The organism is Agromyces cavernae (assembly GCF_021044935.1).
GTDB lineage: Bacteria > Actinomycetota > Actinomycetes > Actinomycetales > Microbacteriaceae > Agromyces > Agromyces cavernae.
This window is the reverse complement of sequence record NZ_JAJNMP010000002.1, coordinates 1,114,417-1,132,645: the sequence shown is the minus strand read 5'-3', so window position 1 is coordinate 1,132,645 and position 18,229 is coordinate 1,114,417. Positions and strand designations below refer to the sequence as shown.

The following is an 18,229-nucleotide window of genomic DNA, read 5'->3' as shown; positions in this document are numbered from 1 at the left end:
GGAAACGCCCGGACACATTCCGAACCCGGAAGCTAAGACTCGCAGCGCCGATGGTACTGCAGGGGGGACCCTGTGGGAGAGTAGGACACCGCCGGACATCCATTCGAAGAGAGCCGCCCAAGGTTGGGCGGCTCTCTTTCGTTAAGCCGAGTTCGTTGAGCCGAGCCCCTCCACCGCAGCACAAGTACGCTGAGGGGATGGGGAACCGACTCGCCGACGCCATGAGCCCGTACCTCCGGGCGCACGCGGGGAATCCCGTCGACTGGTACCCGTGGGGCGAAGCGGCGTTCGACGAGGCCCGCGCCCGCGATGTGCCGGTGCTGATCTCGATCGGCTACGCGACGTGCCACTGGTGTCACGTCATGGCTCGCGAGAGCTTCAGCGACCCCGTGCTCGCGCACGAGCTCAACGACCGGTACGTCGCGATCAAGGTCGATCGCGAGGAGCATCCCGACGTCGACGCCACCTACATGGCTGCCGCATCGGCGTTCACGCGAGAGCTCGGGTGGCCGTTGACCGTGTTCGCGACCCCCGATGGGCGAGCGTTCTACGCGGGCACCTACTTTCCGCCCCAACCCACTCGAGGCCTTCCCTCGTTCCGCCAGGTGCTCGCAGCCGTCGGCGAAGCCTGGCGAGAGCGTCGCAATGAGATCGACCAGACCGCAGCGGCGGTCGCTGACGCACTCGCCGAGGCATCCGCAGCCCGCACGGCGGGCGATCTGCCGTCGGCCGAAACGCTGCGCCAGGTGGTCGCCCAACTGGCCGAAGACGAAGACCGGGTCCATGGCGGATTCGGCGGTGCTCCGAAGTTCCCGGTCGGGCCGGTGCTGCGGTTCCTGGCGTCGTCGCCCGGGGACGGGCGGGCCCTCGCACTCCGCACGATGCGGCTCATGGGTGCCTCTCCGCTCCGCGACCCGGTCGACGGCGGCTTCTTCCGCTACGCGACACGAGCCGATTGGAGCGAACCGCATTACGAGCGCATGCTCACCGACAACGCGCAGCTCCTGTCGGCGAGCGTCGAACTGACGCGAGCGTTCCCCGCCGACGTCGCGCCCGAGGCGATCGCGCGCGGCATCATCCGGTTCCTCGCCGACACGATGCAACTGCCGGCCGGCGGGTTCGCGAGCGCCCAGGACTCCGAGAGCATCATCGACGGGGCGCGCAACGAGGGCGGCTACTATCGCGCCGATCTCGAGACCCGTCGCATGCTCGAGCCACCTGGGCTCGACGAGAAGGTGCTGACGGGGTGGAACGGCCTCGCGATCGGTGCGCTCTCGCGCGCGGCGGTCGTGTTCGGGGACACGACGTCACTCGCCTCGGCCGAACGTGCCGCGCGATTCCTGCTCGAGCACCACGTGCGCCCCGATCGCCTCGTGCGGGCGTCGCGCGATGCACAGGTCTCGAGCTCGCGGGCGACCCTCGAGGACACCGGAATGCTCGCGAGCGGTCTGCTCGAACTCGCGCTGGCGACGGGCGAAGCACGGTACGCCGTCGAGGCACGCTCGCTCATCGATGCCGCGCTGGCTGCCGCCGAGGCCGACACCGGCGGTCACGACGTCGCTCCACTCCCGTTCCGGGCTCCCGGCGGAGGGGACCCGGTGCTGGCCGCGCGGGGACTCGCCCTCGACGACGATCCCGGCGAGGGGGCGATGCCGTCGGGCGTCTCGGCGTGCGCACACGCTGTCTGGACGCTCTGGCTGCTCGGGGCAGGCGACCGTTATCGTGTCGCGGCCGAGGCGGCGATGCGGCGCGTGGCGGGTGCGGCCCTCGTCCGGCCGATCGCGTTCGGCAGCACGCTGCGGCTGATGGCGAGATCCGTCGCGCCGGTGGTGCAACTGGTCACGGTCGTGCCCGATGGCGCGGAGGCGACCGCCGCGGGCGTGGGCGCGGCCGATGAGCTCGTGCGAGCGACTCGCGGGCACGAGGCATCCGTCACCGCCATCGTGACCGAATCGCAGGCGCGGGCATTCGCAGCAGCCGGCTTCGAGCTGTTCGCCGAACGCGGGTTGCTGCACGGACGCGCCGCGGCTCATCGCTGCACCGAGTTCGTCTGCGCGCTGCCGGTCGTCGATGCCCGCGCGCTCGAGGCGCTCGCATCGGTCGACGGCGACGCGACGGACGGCTGACCGCGGCCCGGCTGTCGCGCAGGTGCCGTTCCGTACGATGGGTGCATGAGCCGAAGCACGCCCGCCCGCACCGCACCGATCGTGACGGCGGCGGCGCTCGACGCCGCGCTCATCCTCGTGTTCGTGCTCATCGGGCGCCGCAACCACGAGGAAGCGCTCTCGCTGGGCGGCATCGTGCAGACGGCGTGGCCGTTCCTCGTCGGCGCGGCGGCAGGGTGGCTCGCAATGCGAGCGTGGCGGCGTCCGTTCGCCGTGTGGCCGACGGGCGCGGTGGTATGGGCGGCGACCGTCGGCGGCGGCATGCTGCTGCGCGTCGCCTCGGGTCAGGGTGTACAGCCGGCGTTCGTGATCGTCGCGGCGCTCACGCTCGCGGCGATGCTGCTCGGCTGGCGGCTCGTCGCCCTGCTCGTGACACGTCGTGCGAACCGCACGCGCCGTGTCGAGGCCGACGCGGCCTGAATCACCAGGCCGCCGGCACCCGGTCGAGCACCGACCACACGGCCGCGCTCAATTCGGGGTGGTCGAGCGCGATGCCCCGTAGCAGGTCGTACTCGAACCGAGCGACCTCGCCCTCGTGTGCCGCCGGGTGGTAGGCCCGCGCGCGGGCCGGTCGCCATTCGTCGGAGTGCATGCGCTCTTCGCGCAGCGTCGCGACGACCTGCTCGTCGACGGATGGCAGGTCGGGGAGGAACATCCACGGGTCTTCGCCCAGGCGGCAGCGCAACTCGATGAGCGCGGCGAGCTCGTCGCGCGCGTCTTGGCGCAGACGCTCGAGCGTCGATGCTTCATCCATGAGCGGCCTCCCCTCGCTGTCACGATCGTACGCCCACGCTACGCGCAACGTGTGACATCGGGGTTACGGGACGCAACCTGAGATGGACGCCTGATGACGGCCGTGTGACGATCATGGGCGTGCGCTTGAATTGACGGGTGAATGCCGAGCTGTACGCCGACCCCAGCGACCACACCTCCGATCGTACGAGGAGCCTGCTGGGCCGACTGGGCAGCGATCTGCGGAGGGCGGGCTTCACGGTCGGCGCGCTGGAAGCGCTCTGGGGCGCTGACGCCGCGGCGGCGCTGCATCGCGGCGAACGCGTGCCCGCGCGGCGCGTGCTCGAGGCGCGTCGAGCCGAGCACGGGTCATCCGCCGATCTCGCCGCCCTCGCCGAGCTGTTCGTGCTGGGTCTCCCGGTGCCCGCCGACGACCTCGCCCGCGCGCTGCCCGAGCTCGGGGTCGACGCGGCAGTGGAACTCGGGCTGATCGCGCGGCGCGGGACATCCGTCGTGGCCTCGCTCGATCTGCGGCCCTACGCGTTCACCGATGCGCGGGGGATCGGCGAGTGGTGGATCCTCTCGGATCTCGGCGAGCTCGCGATCGGGGGCGCGCTCGGCGAGCAGCACGTGCTCGGCGTCGGCGGCGCTTCGACGACGCTGGCGGGGCTGATGCTGCCTACCCCCGCGAGGAGCGTCCTCGACCTCGGCACGGGGTGCGGGATCCAGGCGATGCACGCGTCGCGCTTCGCCGACCGGGTCGTCGCGACCGACATCTCGGAGCGGGCGCTGAGGCTCGCCGGCATGAACCTCGAACTGAACGGCATCGACGGCGTCGAGCTGCGTCTCGGGAGCCTCTACGAGCCGGTCGCGGGCGAGCGGTTCGATCGCATCGTGTCGAACCCGCCGTTCGTCATCACTCCCCGCACCGAGGGGGTGCCCGAGTACGACTACCGTGACGGGGGCATGGTCGGCGACGCACTCGTCGAAGCCGTGATCCGGGCCGCGGGCGACCACCTCGAACCGGGCGGCGTCGCGCAGCTGCTCGGCAACTGGGAGTACGCGGGCGACCACGACGGCCTCGCGCGCGCGGCCGAGTGGGCCGGCGACCTCGACCACTGGATCGTCGAGCGCGAGGTGCAACACGTCACCGAGTACGCCGAGACCTGGATCCGCGACGGCGGCACCCGTCCGGGAACGGATGCATTCGACCGCCTGTACACGGCGTGGCTCGACGACTTCGAGGCCCGTGGTGTCGATCGCGTCGGGTTCGGGTACGTGCTGCTGCGGCGGGGTGACGCGGCGGATGTCGCGACCGGGGCTCGAGGCTCGACCGGGCCGGCTCGTGTCGAGCGGCTGCACGGTCCGCTCGGTGACGTCGGGGCAGGACTCGGCGGCCATCTCGCCGACTGCCTCATCGCGCACGACCGCCAGTCGGCGCTGACCGACGGCGAGCTCGGCGCGACCCGCCTGACCGTCGCCGGCGACGTCACCGAGGAGCGGCACTACTGGCCGGGCGACGACGACCCGACCGCGATGCTGCTGCGACAGGGCGGCGGGTTCGCGCGCACGGTCGTGCTCGGCACGGGACTCGCGGCGCTCGTCGGCGCCTGCGACGGCGAACTCGCGGTGGGGGCGATCATCGGGGCGCTCGCGCAGCTGCTCGAGGTCGACGAGCAGGCGCTCGCGGCGGAGCTGCTGCCGGCAGTGCGAGCCCTCATCGACGACGGGATGCTGCTGCTGCCGAGCGAGTGACCGGCAGGGTCATCCGCTCTCGGCGTCGGTACGCGCAGACGTCAGACGGTGCCCTCGGGCGGCCACACGCCGATGATGAGCGCCATCACGAGCACGGTGACGAGCTCGTGCGCGATGTTGAGGATGGTGAGCCCGGCCGGGCGCCCCTCGAACGCATCGTGCGTGATGAACCGCGCCGCCGTGAAGCCCGCCCAGAGCATGAGGCCGGTGGTGATGGCCATGACGAGGTAGTTGCCGCCGAGCGCCTCCCAGGCCACCTGCGTCGCGAGCGCGAGCACCCACGCCGAGATGAAGCTCACGACGAGGGTCATGAGAATCGGCGCGACGGCGTTGCGTTCGCCGGAATCGTCGACCTTCGCGACCCGCATCCAGTAGTTGCCGAAGACCTTCGGCGTGTACCAGATCGACCCGACGACCATCGTCGACAGTGTCGCGACCACCACGGCCCAGTAATTGACCTCGACCACCATTTCGGCCCCCTTCGGCGGCCCCTCGGGCCTGCACGGAGTCTATCCCTGAGGAATCGTCGCGGGCGAGAGCGCCACGACTCGGCGATTCCCCTGCTCGCGACGGTATTCTCGTGGTCGCATATCGAAAGCGAGCCCATGCCCGACAGTCCGCTCTCCGACTCACCGTACGAGGTGCTCGGCGTCGCCGCCGACGCGGATGCCGCGACCCTGCGCCTCGCGTACCGGCGCGCCCTGCGCGGCGCCCACCCCGACACCGGCGGCGACGTGATCCGATTCCACGCCGTCCAGGCTGCGTGGGAGCTCGTCGGCACGCCCGAGGCGCGAGCTGCCTTCGATCGCGGCGCCCGCACGGTGGCACCCTCCGACGCACCTCACGCACCGTGGGCCCCGGCGGCGCCGAAGCCCCGAGGTGATTCGCGGCCCCAGGCACGGTCGTACGGGCACCCCGGCGGCTTGTCGCGTGAGACCTACCTCGCGCTCGTGCGCGAGTGGGCCGGGCGCGGCGTCACGCTGGAGGACCCCTACGACCCGGCCCTCGTGCGGAGCGCGCCCCGCGACATCCGTCACGTGCTCGCCGATGCGCTCGCCGAAGAGGCGACCGCACGTTCGCTCGCCTCTCTCGGAATCGCCTACACGATCTGGCACGACCTCGCGACCGATGCGGCGGGCCGCGGTCTGCCGCCCAAGCTCGACCATCTCGTGCTCGGGCCCACCGGGCTGTTCGCGATCCAGTCCGAGGACTGGGGCGCGCCGGTGGCGCTGAAGCGCGGCGAGCTCGTCGGCGAGGCGCTCGGCGGTGAACGGCCGATCCGCGCGCTCGCCGCGCGAGCCAAGGCGATCGGGCGGGCGGCGCGCGTGAAGCCCACCGCCCTCGTCGTGGTCGTGCCCGACGAGCATGCCGAGCAGCCGCTCGAGCTCGGCGGCAGCCTGCGCGGGGCGGCGGTGGCGCTCGTGCGACGCTCGAGGCTTGTGAGCGCGGTGCGAGAAGGACTGCCGGGGTCGGCCCACCTCGGCGGCACCGAACTCATGGAGGTTCGCGCGCGGCTGCAGGCGGTCGTGCGGTTCGCCTGAGCGCGGCGGGTTTCGCACGAGGGTGTCGGCCGGTGTTGGATGGAGGCATGCCTGCCCTCGACACTGACGTGTACATCGCCGACCTCGCCGCGTTCATCCAAGCCTCCCCGACGTCGTACCACGCGGCCGCAGAGGTCGCCCGGCGGCTCGAGGAGGCCGGATTCGAGCGCCTCGACGAGACGGCCGAGTGGCCGGCGACTCCGGGGCGTCGGGTCATCGTGCGCGATGGTGCCGTCATCGCGTGGGTGCAGACGGCGGGGGCCGGCGCCGCGACGCCGTTCCGCATCCTCGGCGCGCACACCGACTCGCCGTCGTTCAAGCTGAAGCCCAACCCGACGTCGAATTCAGAGGGCGTGCTGCAGGCAGGCGTCGAGGTCTACGGCGGGCCCCTGATAAATTCGTGGCTCGATCGAGAGCTCGAGCTCGCCGGTCGCGTGGCCACCGCCGATGGCGCGACGCACCTCGTTCGCACCGGTCCGATGCTGCGCATCCCGCAGCTCGCGATCCACCTCGACCGCGAGGTGAACAGCAAGGGGCTCACCCTCGACAAGCAGCGGCACACCCAGCCGATCTGGGGTTCGGCAGGCGATCTCGACGGCGACGCCGACCTGCTCGCGGTCGCGCTCCGCGGGGCCGGCATCGCGTCGGACGACGTCGAGGGCCACGACCTGCTGCTCGCCGACACCCAGGCGCCGGCCCGCTTCGGGCTCGCCGATGCGTTCTTCGCCGCCGGTCGCATGGACAACCTGAGTTCGGTGTACGCCGGTCTCGTCGCGCTGCTCGCCGCGCCCGACGACGCGGCGCACGTCAGCGTGCTCGCCGCGTTCGATCACGAGGAGCTCGGCTCCGAGTCGCGCTCGGGTGCGAGCGGCCCGGTGCTCGAAGACGTGCTCGTGCGCGTTTCGGCGGCCCTCGGCGCCGGCGAGATCGAACGGCGGCGGGCCTTCGCCGACTCGTGGATCCTCTCCTCCGACGCGGGGCACGCGGTGCACCCCAACTACTCCGAGCGGCACGATCCCGGCAACCGGCCGGTGCTCGGCGGCGGCCCGCTGCTCAAGCTGAATGCGAGCCAGCGGTACGCGAGCGATGCGATCGGCAGCGCCCTCTGGAGGGATGTGTGCCGGCGCGCTGGAGTGCCGACGCAGGCGTTCGTGTCGAACAACTCGATCCCGTGCGGCTCGACGATCGGCCCGCTCGCCGCGACGCGCCTCGGCATCCGCACGGTCGACGTCGGCGTGCCCCTGCTGTCGATGCACTCGGCGCGCGAGCTCGCGCACGTGGACGACCTCGCCGCCCTCGGCGCCGCCGTGAGCGAGTTCTTCGCGTCGGCCTGACACCGGATCGGGCCGCATGCCGGCGGGCTGGGGGCTGGCGGGCCGGCGGCGGGCGGGCCGGTGGAATCTGGCCGGATCTCGCGCTACGGCGGCGTGATCTGAACCTCGTCGGGTGCGATCGGGCTGGCAGGCTGTCGTCATGAGCGACGCCACGACGACCCAAGCGGTTTCCGCCCTGTTCGCGCACGTCGCGACCGCCGACGAGGCGATCGCGCACTTCCGCGGGCGCCTCGCGTTCGAGTCCGACGTGTCGGATGTCGCGGCCGCGCTCGCGGCCGACGAACCCGGGTTCGTCGTGGTCGACACCCGCAGCGACGCGTCGTGGGCGCAGGGGCACGTGCCCGGTGCGCTGCACCTGCCGGGCCGGCGGATCGCGGAGGAGGCGACGTCGTGCATCCCGGCAGGGACTCCCGTGGTCGTGTACTGCTGGGGCCCCGGCTGCAACGGCGCGACGCGCGCCGCACTCGAGTTCGCGCGGCTCGGCTACCCGGTGAAGGAGATGCTCGGCGGGTTCGAGTACTGGGTGCGCGAGGGGTTCGCCCACGACACTCCCGACGGGATGAGGCAGCGCCCTGTCGACGCACTGACGAACGTCGCCGCGGCCGGGGTCGGCGGCGCGCCGCTGCCCGCGGGCTCGGTCGGTGTGATCAGCTGCGCCTGCTGACGCGCGGCGGGCGCACCTCGGCGGCTATCGCAGCGGACCCCGCCGGCTCTCGAGCCACAGCGTGTGCTCACGCAGGCCGTTGCGCACCGCGGCCTTGATGATGAGGTAGCCGATCCACAGCATGAGGGCGAGCACGGCCAGGTAGATGACGAGGCCGATGATGATGCCGATGAAGCCGGCGCCCCACAGCAGGTCGAAGGTGCTCGGGTCGGGAGTCGGGGCGGCGAGGGTGTCCATCAGCACAGCGTGCCAGAACGACGGCGTCCGCACGAGGGGCCCGATCGGGGGACACGGCACCGCCTGACGGGGACGTCAGCACTCGATGACGTTCACCGCGAGGCCGCCCTCGCTCGTCTCCTTGTACTTCGTCATCATGTCGAGGCCCGTCTGGCGCATCGTCTCGATGACGGTGTCGAGCGACACGAGGTGGGTGCCGTCGCCGTGCAGGGCGAGCCGCGCGGCCGAGACCGCCGTCGATGCGGCGATCGCGTTGCGTTCGATGCAGGGCACCTGCACCAGGCCGGCGACGGGGTCGCACGTCAGGCCGAGGTGGTGCTCCATGGCGATCTCGGCTGCGTTCTCGATCTGCCGTGCGGTGCCCCCGAGCACGGCGCACAGGGCGCCGGCCGCCATGGCGCATGCCGACCCGACTTCGGCCTGGCAGCCGCCCTCGGCGCCCGAGATCGAGGCGTTCTTCTTCACGAGCGAGGCGATCGCCGAGGCCGTGAGCAGGAACCGCCGGATGCCGGCCGCGTCGGCGCCGGGCACGAAGCGCAGGTAGTAGTGGCCGACGGCGGGGAGGATGCCGGCCGCGCCGTTCGTCGGCGCGGTCACCACGCGCCCACCCGAGGCGTTCTCCTCGTTCACCGCGAGCGCGAACGCGTGCAGCCATTCGGTCGAGGTGTCGCGGACATGCTCGTCGCGGTCGTACTCTTCGAGGCGACGGCGAACCTCGGGCGCCCGGCGCTTCACGCGCAATCCGCCCGGCAGCGTTCCCTCGGTCGCGAGCCCGTGTGCGACGCACTCGGCCATGGCCGCCCAGATGGCGTCGAGGCCCGCGTCGATGCCCTGCTCGCCGTGCACGGCGACCTCGTTGAAGCGCGCGACATCGCAGAACGAGACGCCGTGCTCGTCGCACAGCTCGAGCAGTTCGGCCGCGTTCGAGTAGGGGAGCGGATGCCGCAGCGCTTCGGACTGCTCGGGCGCATCGCCATCGCGGCGGATGAACCCGCCGCCGACCGAGTAGTAGGTCTCTTCGGCGAGGGGGAGCGCACCGTCGTCGCCCCAGGCCTGCAGCGTCATGGCGTTCGGGTGGCCGGGCAGTCGGGTGCGAGGCTCGAGGGAGACGTCGGCCTGCGACATCCGCACCGGACGTCTGTCCATCACGCGAAGTTCGGCGCCCGCCTCGCCGAGGCGCGACCAGGCTCCGCGCACCGCGTCGGGGTCGCAGTCGTGCGGTTCGAGGCCTGCAAGCCCGGCGACCACCGCGTCGGGCGTGCCGTGGCCGAGGCCCGTGGCGCCGAGCGAACCGTAGAGCGAGCAGGTGATGCGCGTGACGCGGTCGAGCCGCCCGTCTGCGTCGAGGGTCTCGACGAACGCCCGTGCCGCCCGCATCGGGCCGACGGTGTGCGAACTCGAGGGGCCGATCCCGATCGAGAAGAGATCGAGGGCAGAGACGAACGCTGTCACGCTTCAAGGCTACGCCGCAGGTCGCGCACGCATCTGTCGGAATGCTGCAGGATCTTGCGTGGGAAGCGCTGTCGGCGCACGCGGTGCGGACCCCGTCAGGCCGGGGGCGACTCGATCGTGGTCGCAACGGCGCTCAGGTATCGCGAGAGTTGCGCCCGGGTGGGGCGGGGATGACCCGGGCCGGATGCCAGGAGGTTGTGGATCGCTCCGGCGATCATGAAGCCGAATGCGGCGGGATCGACCTCGCGCCGAACGCGCCCGGCTCGCTGCTCCCCGCCGAGGTAGTCGGTGACGGCGGAGCCCAGCGCGTCGAAGAAGGTCGAGGCCTCGGCGGATTCCGCGAACCGCGTCGTGAGTCGCTCGCCGGGAAGCGACTCGGCGTGGACGAGGGCCGGTGTCTCGGCATCGAGGAGGATGCTCGCGTACGCGTCGAGGTTCTCGCTGATGGTGCGGGTACCGGACTCGGCGGCCCAGGCCGCCATGCGGTGGCCCAGGTCGCCGAGTTCGGAGACCGCGATCTCGATCATCAATTCTTCGCGATCGGCGAAGACCTTGTAGATGAGGCCCACCGCACAGCCGGCCTCGCTCGCGAGGCGTTGCATCGTGAGCGCCGACGCGCCGTCGCGCCTCATGAGGACGCGAGCGTGGCCGATGAGATCTGCCCGGAGTCGCTCGGTCTGCTCAGGCGTGCGGCGGGGCACCGGTCGAGGAGGCGATCGTGAGCGACGGGTTCATGGCTGTTCAGCGTATCAGCGCGGACCCGCACCGGCTTCGACGAAGCCCTTCGCGCACTCGACGACCGTCACACTCGCGCCGGCCGAGCCATTCGCCTCGAGGGCGGTGCTGAGTCGAGGGCCCGGCGTGCCGACCACGGTGATGGACTCGACGGTGGCGAGCTGGAACGAACGTTCGATGAACGGCGCGACAGTGACGAGATGCTCTTCCATCGCGTCGGTGTCAGCGTGGAGGGCGGTGATCGCGAGCCTCGTGCCGTCGTCGCTCACGCCCGCCGAGAGCGAGAGCGTGCCGGGCCCGCTCGCTCGCACGGTTTCGACGTACTCGGTCACGAAGTCGGGCAGCTCGTTCCGTGCGTCGGGATGGACCCGGTACACGGCGGAGAAGGCGATGGGAGTATCGGTGCGCTGGTTCTGTGAATTCATATTCACGACTCTACTGTGAATTCGAATTCACGGCAACGATCGAAGGCAGAAGTGTGCGGTCAGCGCGTGAGGCTGCCCACGCGCGCCATCCAGTCCTGCGGGCGGTCGAGCGGCCGGAAGCCGAATCGCTCGTAGAGACCGTGCGCGTCGCCAGTCGCGAGCAGGACGCGCTTGAGTCCCAGCGGCTCGAGCGCCGCCATCACCCCGTCGACGAGTGCGACGCCGACACCGCGCCCGCGCGCCTCGCCCGCGACGAACACGTCGCAGAGCCAGGCGAACGTCGCCCGATCGGTCACGACCCGCGCGTACGCGAGTTGTTCGCCGGTGACGGCGTCGTACACGCCGAAGTTCCACGACGCGTCGACCGCCGTCTGCTGCGTCGCGAGCGGCCGCCCCTCGGCCCAGTACGACTCCTCCGCCAGCCAGGCGTGGATGCGGGCACGATCGAGGCGGGCGGGGTCGTCGGAGAAGAAGAGATCGTCAGGCATCTCTCGATGACACCGCCCGGGCGACCGCGAGCGCAAGTGCCACTTTGCGATTCGCGGCTCCTTCGCCGCGGCACGAGATGGCGTGCGCGGTATCCGGCCGGTGTCGACGGCCGGTCGTCATTCGATGGCGTTGCCGATCACCGGATGCGCAGCCGCGCCGAAGATCGTTGACCAATCTCCTCCAGCACCGTAGGTTGCTGAGCAACTCTGTAGGAGAGCGTTTTCCGTGATGGAAGGACCTCAATGAAATCCAGAATTCTCGCCCTCGCCGGCTCGGTGGCCATCGCCGCGCCGCTGGCACTCGGCGCGGCGGGGGTGGCCAGCGCGGCACCGGCCGATAACCCCCCGGTCACGCTCGTCGACAACGTCACCGCCCCGATCTACGATTACGCCGGCGCCATTCGGGAGACGGTGTGGGTCACCGCCCCCGACCTCGATGGTGACGGTGACGACGAGCGGATCGCTGCCGACATCATTCGCCCACGCGAACTCGACGGCAACGCCCGGGTCCCGATCATCATGGACGCCAGTCCCTACTACCTGAGCTCCGGACGCGGCAACGAGGCGGAGCGCAAGGTCTACGACGCCGACGGCAACCTCGTCAAGTTCCCGCTCTACTACGACAATTACTTCGTTCCCCGCGGCTACGCCTTCGTCGCCGTCGACATGGCCGGCACCGCCCGTTCGACCGGCTGCACCGACGAAGGCGGCCGCTCCGACATCGAGTCGGTCAAGGCCGTCGTGGAGTGGCTGAACGGCAACGGGGTCGCCCACGACGCCAGCGGCACGGTCGTCGACGCCGACTGGAGCAATGGCAAGACCGGCATGATCGGCAAGTCCTATGACGGGACCCTGGCCAACGGTGTCGCTGCCACCGGCGTCGACGGCTTGAAGACGATCGTGCCGATCAGCGCGATCAGCTCGTGGTACGACTACAACCGCTGGCAGGGCGCGGTGAAGTCCATCAACTACCCGAGCAGCCTTTCCCGGTCGGTCGCGTCCAACCGGACCATCGCGACCGACTGCTCGGCGCGGCTGAACTGGATGAACGCCAACGACGGTGACGAGACCGGTGCGTACACCGACTTCTGGGCCGAGCGCGACTACCGCCAGGGCACCTACTACGACGTGTCCAAGGTCAAGGCCAGCGTGTTCATCATGCACGGCCTGCAGGACAACAACGTCAAGACGATGAATGCCTCGAAGTGGTGGGACGACCTCGGCGAGCAGGGCGTGGACCGCAAGATGTGGCTCACCCGCCTCGGGCACGTGGACCCCTTCGACTCCGAGCGCGCCCTGTGGGTCGAGACCCTGCACCGATGGTTCGACCACGAGCTCATGGACATCGACAACGGCATCGATCGTGAGCCCGCGGTGAGCGTCGAGACCGCGCCGAACCAGTGGGAGCAGTCACGGACCTGGCCGATCTCGTCGGCCCGCACCCAGACGCTGAACCTGCACTCCGACGGCACGCTGATGCTGGGCAAGCAGGACCGCTCCACGGCCAGTTACATCAACTCCACGTCGCTGAGCGAGGCGAACGCAGTCCGGATCGGCGACAACGCCAACCGGCTGCAGTTCCTCACCGGCACGACCCAGCACGACGTTCGGATCTCCGGCACGCCGACCCTCGACCTCGATGTCACGCACACCGCCCCGCTCGGGCAGGTGTCGGTCATGCTGGTCGACTACGGCGTGATGGATCGCATCATCGCCTCGGGCGACGGTGCGCAAACGCTGAGCACGGAGTCCTGCTGGGGCCCGGCAACCGCAACCGACGACGCCTGCTACAACGATGTCGCCAAGCGCATCTCGAGCACCGAGCTGCAGGTGCTGGCCAGGGGCTGGGCCCGCCTGGACGGCGCCGGCAACCACAAGGTCACCGTCGAACTGGCTGCCAACGACGTCGTCGTCCCGGCAGGTCACCAGCTCGGCCTCGTGATCAGCGGCAGCCGGAACGGCGTCCTGGCCGTCGACAACGCGGCGACCACCTACACGGTCAGCCTGAGCGGTTCGAAGCTGAACCTTCCGGTCTCCGGCCCGATGGCCGGCTTCGGCCCGGGTCACCTGACCGCGAAGGACACCGAGAACCTGAGCCCGGGCACCCTGCCCATCAACCTCAACGAAACGGTGTGGCCCGACAACTGACCCTCCCGGCGGGGAGACGCCCCGCCACGCGCCCGGCGAACGCGCCGGCTCAGCGAGCTCAGCGGTGTACGGACACGTCCGTACGCCGCTGGGCTCGCTCGCGAATGCGGGCGTCGCAGCAGGTCGGCGAGCGCGCGACCGATTGCGTCAGCGCAGCGTCTTGCGTGCCGTGATCTGCCCCGTGTCGAAGCCGAGCAGGTGCAGCCCGCCGTTGAACCGGGCGTGCTCGACCTTGATGCAGCGGTCCATGACGACCGTGAGGCCCTGCTGCTCGCCGTAGTACGCGGCATCCTCGTTCCAGATGCCGAGCTGCACCCAGATGGTCTTCGCGCCGATGGCGACGACGTCGTCGATCACGCTCGGGATGTCGCTGCCGCGGCGGAACACGTCGACGATGTCGGGCACCTCGGGCAGGTCGGCGAGGCTCTTGTACACCGGCTGACCGAGGATCTCGGTCGCGTTCGGGTTCACGAAGTACAGGCGGTAGTCGCTCGACTGCTGCAGGTAGGTGCTGACGAAGTAGCTCGAGCGTGCCGGGTTCGGCGAGGCGCCGACGATCGCGACCGACTTCGCTCCGCGCAGGATCGCGCGGCGCTCCTTCGCGTCGGGCCCGATCCAGGTGCGCTGCGAGTGCAGCAGCTTCGCGAGCGGCGAGTTCGCGGGAAGCTCGCACGACAGGCCGTTGACGAGTTGCACGGTCTCGAGGTCGTCGGATGCCGCGGCCCCGGCCGTGCCGTCGAACCCCGTCGTCGCGCCATCGGTGATCGTCATCGTTCTGCTCCTGTCGCGGCCGCGAGGGCCCGGTCGAGATCGTCGATGATGTCTTCGACGTCTTCGATTCCCACGCTAATCCGCACGACCCCTGGAAGCACGCCTGCGTCGACGAGCTGCTGCTCGGTGAGCTGCGCGTGCGTGGTCGACGCCGGGTGGATGATGAGCGTCTTCGCGTCGCCGATGTTGGCGAGGTGCGAGGCGAGGTTCACCGACTCGATGAGCCGCTGGCCGACGGCGCGGCCGCCCTTGACCTCGAAGCTGAAGACCGAGCCAGGGCCCTTGGGAAGGTACTTCTTCGCGCGGTCGTGGTGCGGGTGGTTCGGCAGGCCCGCCCACCACACCCGCTCGATGCGCGGGTCGGCCTCGAGCCACTCGGCGACCGCGCGGGCGTTGTCGAGGTGGGCCTGGATGCGGTATGGCAGGGTTTCGACGCCCTGCGCGAGCAGGAATGCCGAGTGCGGGGCGAGTGCCGGCCCGATGTCGCGCAGCTGCTCGGCGCGCAGGCGCGTGAGGAACGCGTACTCGCCGAAGTTGCCTGACCACTCGAGGCCGCCGTAGCTCGGCACCGGCTGGCCGAACAGCGGGAACTTGTCGGAGTGCCAGTGGAAGCGGCCGGACTCGACGACGACGCCGCCGAGCGTCGTGCCGTGCCCGCCGAGGAACTTCGTCGCCGAGTGCGTCACGATGTCGGCGCCCCACTCGATGGGGCGGTTGAGGTAGGGGGTCGGGATGGTCGAGTCGACGATGAGGGGGATGCCGTGCGCGTGCGCGACATCGGCGAGCGCCTCGAGGTCGGCGATCTCGCCCGACGGGTTCGCGATCGTCTCGACGAAGACGGCCTTCGTCGTGTCGGTGATGGCCGCGGCGTAGTCGTCGGCATCCGCCGACTGCACGAACGTGGTCTCGACGCCGAAGCGTCGCAGGGTCACGTCGAGCTGCGTGATCGAGCCGCCGTAGAGGTTCGCGCTCGCCACGATGTGGTCGCCGGAGCCCGCGATACTCGCGAAGGTGATGTACTGCGCGCTCAATCCGCTTGCGGTGGCGACGGCCCCGAGGCCGCCCTCGAGGCTCGCGATGCGCTCTTCGAAGCTCGCGACCGTCGGGTTGGCGAGCCGGGAGTAGATGTTGCCGTACTTCTGCAGCGCGAAGCGCGCCGCCGCATCGGCCGTGTCGTCGAAGACGAAGGCGCTCGACTGGTAGATCGGCAGCGCGCGAGCGCCGGTCACGGTGTCGGGGATGTTGCCCGCGTGGATGGCGCGGGTCTTGAAGCCGTATTCGCGATCTGCCATGGGTTCACGCTACTCGGCGGCGCTGCGACATCCGCTCGGTGCCGTAACGAAGGGCAACGGATTCCGCCACCGTCAAGCCGTCGCGCCGGCAGCCGCGTTCACCCTGCGGAGACCGGCATCGAGTCGTGCGCCGTCGATCGCGAGGTCGTCGTCGAGCAGTGTCTGCACGAGCATTCCGTGGAACATCGCGAGCAGGAGGCCGGCCGCGTCCTGTCCGGCGTCGTCGTCGCCGAGGCCGAGCACGGCGGCGAGGGCCGGCCGAGCCCGGCGGAATCCCTCGGCGAGCGTGTGCCGCACGTTGTCGTCGTGGAGCGACATCGCCACGGCTGCCGTGTAGGCGCGGGTGAGCGGCGTCCGCGCGCTTCGCGTCGCGGTCACCATCGCAGCGGCGCGGGTCAGCCTGGCGCCCGGGTCGTCGCCGGGGACCGAGTCGAGTTCTGTCGTGAGCCCGGCGGCGAGCTCGGCCAGCCACCGGTCGAGGCCCTCGACGGCGGCCGCTGAGAGCAGCGCGTCACGCGAGCCGAAGTGGTAGATGACCGAGGCCGGATTCGCACCGGCCTCGGCGGCGATGGCCCGCACCGTGATCTTGTCGAGCGGGAATCGGTCGAAGCACCGCAGGGTCGCCTCGAGGAGCTTTCCACGGTTGCTCGGTTGTGCCATGCTTGAATCTAAACACATGTTTAGATTGGAGTGGTGATGTTCGTCGCGTATGTCATCGTCTCGTCGCTCCTGGCTGCGGCACTCGCCTACACGGCGGCGCGAAAGCTCACGCACGCTCCCGACGTCGTCGCCGACTACGCTCGCGCCGGCGTGCCCGAGCGGTGGCTCACTCCGCTCGCGTTGCTCCTCCTCGCCGCGGCGGCCGGGCTCATCATCGCTATCGCATGGGCTCCGCTCGGCCTGATCACGTCGGGCGCGCTCGCGGCGTACTTCGCGGTCGCGATCGGCTTCCACCTGCGGAACGGCGACGCGCGCCATGCGGGCACGCCCGTGGTGCTCGCCCTGCTGTCGATCGCCGCGGGAACCCTGAACCTGGTCTCGCGCTGACTCCGGCTACGCCGACAGCACGTCGTGGGTCGTCACGACCCGGGCGAAGCCGCCGCCCTGCAGGTTCACGGCGGTCGCGCGCGCCAGTTCTGCGGCTGTGAGGCGGACGCCGCCCGGCCCCTCGAGGTCGAACGTGTGCGTCGCGTCGAGCGGCATCGTCACGTCGTAGCCGAGGTTGCCGCCCATGCGCGCGGTCGTCTCGACGCACATGTTCGTCTGGATGCCGCAGATCACGAGCTGACGGATGCCGCGTGCCTGCAGCCACCCGTGCAGGTCGGGTTCCCCGTAGAATGCGGAGTTCACGTGCTTCGTCACGAACAGGTCGTGCGGGGCGCCGGCCACCACGTCCTTCAGCGCATTGCCGGGAGTGCCCGCCGCGAGCGGCGAGCCGGGCGAGACGGAGTCGTGCCGGACGATCACGACCGGGCGCGAGGCATTCGACCACGCGGTGATGAGCCGGCCGATGTTCGACTCGGCGTCGGGGTTGTCGCGCTCGCCCCAGGCCGGGTCGTCGAAGCCCTGCTGCACGTCGATCACGATCAGGGCGGCGGTGTCGTCGAAGTCCATGGATCCATCGTGCCCGCGACGGCGTGCGCGCGTTCCGAGAACAGGCGGATCTGGCGGTTCGGCGACGAGAACAGGCAGTCACGCCGCGTTCGCGGGGCGGATTCCTGTTCTCGGGACGCGGTAGCGTGGGCGGGTGATCCTCGAGCACGCGATCCTCCCCGTCGTCCCGGGCCGCGAGGCCGACTTCGAAGCGGCGTTCGGCGAGGCGAAGGCGATCATGGCGGGCATGCCGGGGTTCCTCGACCTCACGCTGTCGCGCTCGATCGAGACGCCGAACGAGTACCTGCTGCTCGTTCGGTGGGAGAGCGTCGAGGCGCACGAGGTCGGCTTCCGCGGCTCGGCGCAGTACCGGCGGTGGCGCGAACTGCTGCACGGGTTCTATGAGCCGTTCCCCGTCGTCGAGCACTTCGCGCTCGTGCACAGTGCCTGATCAGTCGCGCTTGCTAGCCTCGGGGGAGGTCGCACCGCGCGACCCCGGACGAGGGAACCCAGTACCCGGAACGCGACAAGACTGGCACTCAGGGAGTGAACAGTCATGGCATGGGTCATCCTCATCGTCTCGGGCGTGCTCGAAGCCGTCTGGGCCACCGCGCTCGGCAGGTCCGAGGGCTTCACGAAGCTCTGGCCGTCGGTCGTGTTCTTCGTCGCGCTCGTCCTCTCGATGGGCGGGCTCGCGTGGGCGATGCGCGACATCTCGACCGGCACGGCCTACGCGGTCTGGGTCGGCATCGGTGCGGCGCTGACGGTGATCTGGGCGATGATCACGGGCGATACGGATGTCTCGTGGGTCAAGCTCGCCCTCATCGCGGGCCTCGTGGGCTGCGTGGTCGGCCTGAAGCTCGTCGACGGCAGCCACTAGCGTCGAGCGGATGCCGC

The 18,229-nt window shown here is 70.5% G+C and carries 21 protein-coding genes, 1 rRNA gene and 1 riboswitch; of the genes, 11 read left to right on the top strand and 11 right to left on the bottom strand.

Annotated features, from left to right (window positions below):
* The 3 genes from rrf to LQ757_RS11320 all read left to right on the top strand — a co-directional run.
* Positions 1 to 97 (top strand): 5S ribosomal RNA (gene rrf, locus LQ757_RS11330); the annotation flags it as partial.
* A gap of 100 nt (positions 98 to 197) precedes the next feature.
* Complete coding sequence (locus LQ757_RS11325; protein WP_231047303.1) at positions 198 to 2,126, top strand: thioredoxin domain-containing protein; 1,929 nt, start codon at positions 198 to 200, stop codon at positions 2,124 to 2,126.
* A 45-nt stretch (positions 2,127 to 2,171) separates the two neighbouring features.
* On the top strand, positions 2,172 to 2,585 hold the full coding sequence (locus tag LQ757_RS11320) for a DUF3054 domain-containing protein (RefSeq protein WP_231047302.1): 414 nt from the start codon (positions 2,172 to 2,174) through the stop codon (positions 2,583 to 2,585).
* 1 nt (position 2,586) lies between these two features.
* On the opposite strand, the gene LQ757_RS11315 is transcribed toward LQ757_RS11320, so the two are convergent.
* Positions 2,587 to 2,919, bottom strand: a complete 333-nt coding sequence (locus tag LQ757_RS11315) for a hypothetical protein (protein WP_231047301.1) — start codon at positions 2,917 to 2,919, stop codon at positions 2,587 to 2,589.
* Between the two features lie 194 nt (positions 2,920 to 3,113).
* Here LQ757_RS11315 and LQ757_RS11310 point away from each other — a divergent pair, with 194 nt between their 5' ends.
* Complete coding sequence (locus LQ757_RS11310) at positions 3,114 to 4,652, top strand: DUF7059 domain-containing protein (RefSeq protein ID WP_231047355.1); 1,539 nt, start codon at positions 3,114 to 3,116, stop codon at positions 4,650 to 4,652.
* 41 nt (positions 4,653 to 4,693) lie between these two features.
* Here LQ757_RS11310 and LQ757_RS11305 read toward each other — a convergent pair whose 3' ends face one another.
* Positions 4,694 to 5,122, bottom strand: a complete 429-nt coding sequence (locus LQ757_RS11305) for a DUF1761 domain-containing protein (protein WP_231047300.1) — start codon at positions 5,120 to 5,122, stop codon at positions 4,694 to 4,696.
* A gap of 135 nt (positions 5,123 to 5,257) precedes the next feature.
* Here LQ757_RS11305 and LQ757_RS11300 point away from each other — a divergent pair, with 135 nt between their 5' ends.
* The 3 genes from LQ757_RS11300 (at position 5,258) to LQ757_RS11290 (ending at position 8,191) form a co-directional block, all read left to right on the top strand.
* Positions 5,258 to 6,193, top strand: a complete 936-nt coding sequence (locus LQ757_RS11300; protein ID WP_231047299.1) for a J domain-containing protein — start codon at positions 5,258 to 5,260, stop codon at positions 6,191 to 6,193.
* A gap of 47 nt (positions 6,194 to 6,240) precedes the next feature.
* Positions 6,241 to 7,527: a M18 family aminopeptidase gene (locus LQ757_RS11295; protein ID WP_231047298.1), complete on the top strand. Its 1,287-nt coding sequence runs from the start codon at positions 6,241 to 6,243 to the stop codon at positions 7,525 to 7,527.
* 139 nt (positions 7,528 to 7,666) lie between these two features.
* Entirely contained in the window at positions 7,667 to 8,191 is a 525-nt protein-coding gene (locus LQ757_RS11290; protein ID WP_231047297.1) for a rhodanese-like domain-containing protein, read from the top strand.
* A gap of 24 nt (positions 8,192 to 8,215) precedes the next feature.
* Here the strand turns inward: LQ757_RS11290 and LQ757_RS11285 are convergent, their stop codons facing one another.
* The 5 genes from LQ757_RS11285 to LQ757_RS11265 form a co-directional block, all read right to left on the bottom strand.
* Positions 8,216 to 8,428: a hypothetical protein gene (locus LQ757_RS11285; RefSeq protein ID WP_231047296.1), complete on the bottom strand. Its 213-nt coding sequence runs from the start codon at positions 8,426 to 8,428 to the stop codon at positions 8,216 to 8,218.
* 75 nt (positions 8,429 to 8,503) lie between these two features.
* Positions 8,504 to 9,880: an L-serine ammonia-lyase gene (locus LQ757_RS11280; protein ID WP_231047295.1), complete on the bottom strand. Its 1,377-nt coding sequence runs from the start codon at positions 9,878 to 9,880 to the stop codon at positions 8,504 to 8,506.
* Between the two features lie 95 nt (positions 9,881 to 9,975).
* On the bottom strand, positions 9,976 to 10,581 hold the full coding sequence (locus LQ757_RS11275; RefSeq protein WP_308195614.1) for a TetR/AcrR family transcriptional regulator: 606 nt from the start codon (positions 10,579 to 10,581) through the stop codon (positions 9,976 to 9,978).
* Between the two features lie 48 nt (positions 10,582 to 10,629).
* On the bottom strand, positions 10,630 to 11,040 hold the full coding sequence (locus LQ757_RS11270; protein WP_231047293.1) for a putative quinol monooxygenase: 411 nt from the start codon (positions 11,038 to 11,040) through the stop codon (positions 10,630 to 10,632).
* A gap of 59 nt (positions 11,041 to 11,099) precedes the next feature.
* A complete protein-coding gene (locus tag LQ757_RS11265) occupies positions 11,100 to 11,528 on the bottom strand; it encodes a GNAT family N-acetyltransferase (protein ID WP_231047292.1) in 429 nt (142 codons plus the stop codon).
* A gap of 243 nt (positions 11,529 to 11,771) precedes the next feature.
* Here LQ757_RS11265 and LQ757_RS11260 point away from each other — a divergent pair, with 243 nt between their 5' ends.
* Entirely contained in the window at positions 11,772 to 13,676 is a 1,905-nt protein-coding gene (locus tag LQ757_RS11260; RefSeq protein WP_231047291.1) for a CocE/NonD family hydrolase, read from the top strand.
* 147 nt (positions 13,677 to 13,823) lie between these two features.
* Here the strand turns inward: LQ757_RS11260 and LQ757_RS11255 are convergent, their stop codons facing one another.
* The 3 genes from LQ757_RS11255 to LQ757_RS11245 form a co-directional block, all read right to left on the bottom strand.
* Positions 13,824 to 14,447, bottom strand: coding sequence for a CoA-binding protein (locus LQ757_RS11255; protein WP_231047290.1), 624 nt, complete (start codon positions 14,445 to 14,447; stop codon positions 13,824 to 13,826).
* A complete protein-coding gene (locus LQ757_RS11250) occupies positions 14,444 to 15,739 on the bottom strand; it encodes an O-acetylhomoserine aminocarboxypropyltransferase/cysteine synthase family protein (RefSeq protein ID WP_231047289.1) in 1,296 nt (431 codons plus the stop codon). Before LQ757_RS11250 ends, LQ757_RS11255 begins: the two co-directional genes overlap by 4 nt.
* Positions 15,740 to 15,811: 72 nt before the next feature.
* On the bottom strand, positions 15,812 to 16,399 hold the full coding sequence (locus LQ757_RS11245) for a TetR/AcrR family transcriptional regulator (protein ID WP_231047288.1): 588 nt from the start codon (positions 16,397 to 16,399) through the stop codon (positions 15,812 to 15,814).
* A gap of 36 nt (positions 16,400 to 16,435) precedes the next feature.
* On the opposite strand from LQ757_RS11245, the gene LQ757_RS11240 reads away from it, so the two are divergent.
* Positions 16,436 to 16,786: a DoxX family protein gene (locus LQ757_RS11240; RefSeq protein WP_231047354.1), complete on the top strand. Its 351-nt coding sequence runs from the start codon at positions 16,436 to 16,438 to the stop codon at positions 16,784 to 16,786.
* Between the two features lie 6 nt (positions 16,787 to 16,792).
* On the opposite strand, the gene LQ757_RS11235 is transcribed toward LQ757_RS11240, so the two are convergent.
* On the bottom strand, positions 16,793 to 17,353 hold the full coding sequence (locus tag LQ757_RS11235; RefSeq protein WP_231047287.1) for a cysteine hydrolase family protein: 561 nt from the start codon (positions 17,351 to 17,353) through the stop codon (positions 16,793 to 16,795).
* A 133-nt stretch (positions 17,354 to 17,486) separates the two neighbouring features.
* Here LQ757_RS11235 and LQ757_RS11230 point away from each other — a divergent pair, with 133 nt between their 5' ends.
* Entirely contained in the window at positions 17,487 to 17,783 is a 297-nt protein-coding gene (locus tag LQ757_RS11230; protein WP_231047286.1) for an antibiotic biosynthesis monooxygenase family protein, read from the top strand.
* A 23-nt stretch (positions 17,784 to 17,806) separates the two neighbouring features.
* Positions 17,807 to 17,872, top strand: a riboswitch (guanidine-III (ykkC-III) riboswitch).
* A 16-nt stretch (positions 17,873 to 17,888) separates the two neighbouring features.
* On the top strand, positions 17,889 to 18,212 hold the full coding sequence (locus LQ757_RS11225; protein ID WP_231047285.1) for a DMT family transporter: 324 nt from the start codon (positions 17,889 to 17,891) through the stop codon (positions 18,210 to 18,212).
* Positions 18,213 to 18,229: the final 17 nt, after the last annotated feature.

Coding starts and splice junctions, on each gene's coding strand:
- LQ757_RS11295 (WP_231047298.1), top strand. CDS start 6,241: ATGCCTGCCCTCGACACTGACGTGTACATCGCCGACCTCGCCGCGTTC.
- LQ757_RS11325 (WP_231047303.1), top strand. CDS start 198: ATGGGGAACCGACTCGCCGACGCCATGAGCCCGTACCTCCGGGCGCAC.
- LQ757_RS11245 (WP_231047288.1), bottom strand. CDS start 16,399: ATGGCACAACCGAGCAACCGTGGAAAGCTCCTCGAGGCGACCCTGCGG.
- LQ757_RS11270 (WP_231047293.1), bottom strand. CDS start 11,040: ATGAATTCACAGAACCAGCGCACCGATACTCCCATCGCCTTCTCCGCC.
- LQ757_RS11300 (WP_231047299.1), top strand. CDS start 5,258: ATGCCCGACAGTCCGCTCTCCGACTCACCGTACGAGGTGCTCGGCGTC.
- LQ757_RS11235 (WP_231047287.1), bottom strand. CDS start 17,353: ATGGACTTCGACGACACCGCCGCCCTGATCGTGATCGACGTGCAGCAG.
- LQ757_RS11255 (WP_231047290.1), bottom strand. CDS start 14,447: ATGACGATCACCGATGGCGCGACGACGGGGTTCGACGGCACGGCCGGG.
- LQ757_RS11305 (WP_231047300.1), bottom strand. CDS start 5,122: ATGGTGGTCGAGGTCAATTACTGGGCCGTGGTGGTCGCGACACTGTCG.
- LQ757_RS11285 (WP_231047296.1), bottom strand. CDS start 8,428: ATGGACACCCTCGCCGCCCCGACTCCCGACCCGAGCACCTTCGACCTG.
- LQ757_RS11265 (WP_231047292.1), bottom strand. CDS start 11,528: ATGCCTGACGATCTCTTCTTCTCCGACGACCCCGCCCGCCTCGATCGT.
- LQ757_RS11240 (WP_231047354.1), top strand. CDS start 16,436: ATGTTCGTCGCGTATGTCATCGTCTCGTCGCTCCTGGCTGCGGCACTC.
- LQ757_RS11315 (WP_231047301.1), bottom strand. CDS start 2,919: ATGGATGAAGCATCGACGCTCGAGCGTCTGCGCCAAGACGCGCGCGAC.
- LQ757_RS11320 (WP_231047302.1), top strand. CDS start 2,172: ATGAGCCGAAGCACGCCCGCCCGCACCGCACCGATCGTGACGGCGGCG.
- LQ757_RS11260 (WP_231047291.1), top strand. CDS start 11,772: ATGAAATCCAGAATTCTCGCCCTCGCCGGCTCGGTGGCCATCGCCGCG.
- LQ757_RS11290 (WP_231047297.1), top strand. CDS start 7,667: ATGAGCGACGCCACGACGACCCAAGCGGTTTCCGCCCTGTTCGCGCAC.
- LQ757_RS11250 (WP_231047289.1), bottom strand. CDS start 15,739: ATGGCAGATCGCGAATACGGCTTCAAGACCCGCGCCATCCACGCGGGC.
- LQ757_RS11225 (WP_231047285.1), top strand. CDS start 17,889: ATGGCATGGGTCATCCTCATCGTCTCGGGCGTGCTCGAAGCCGTCTGG.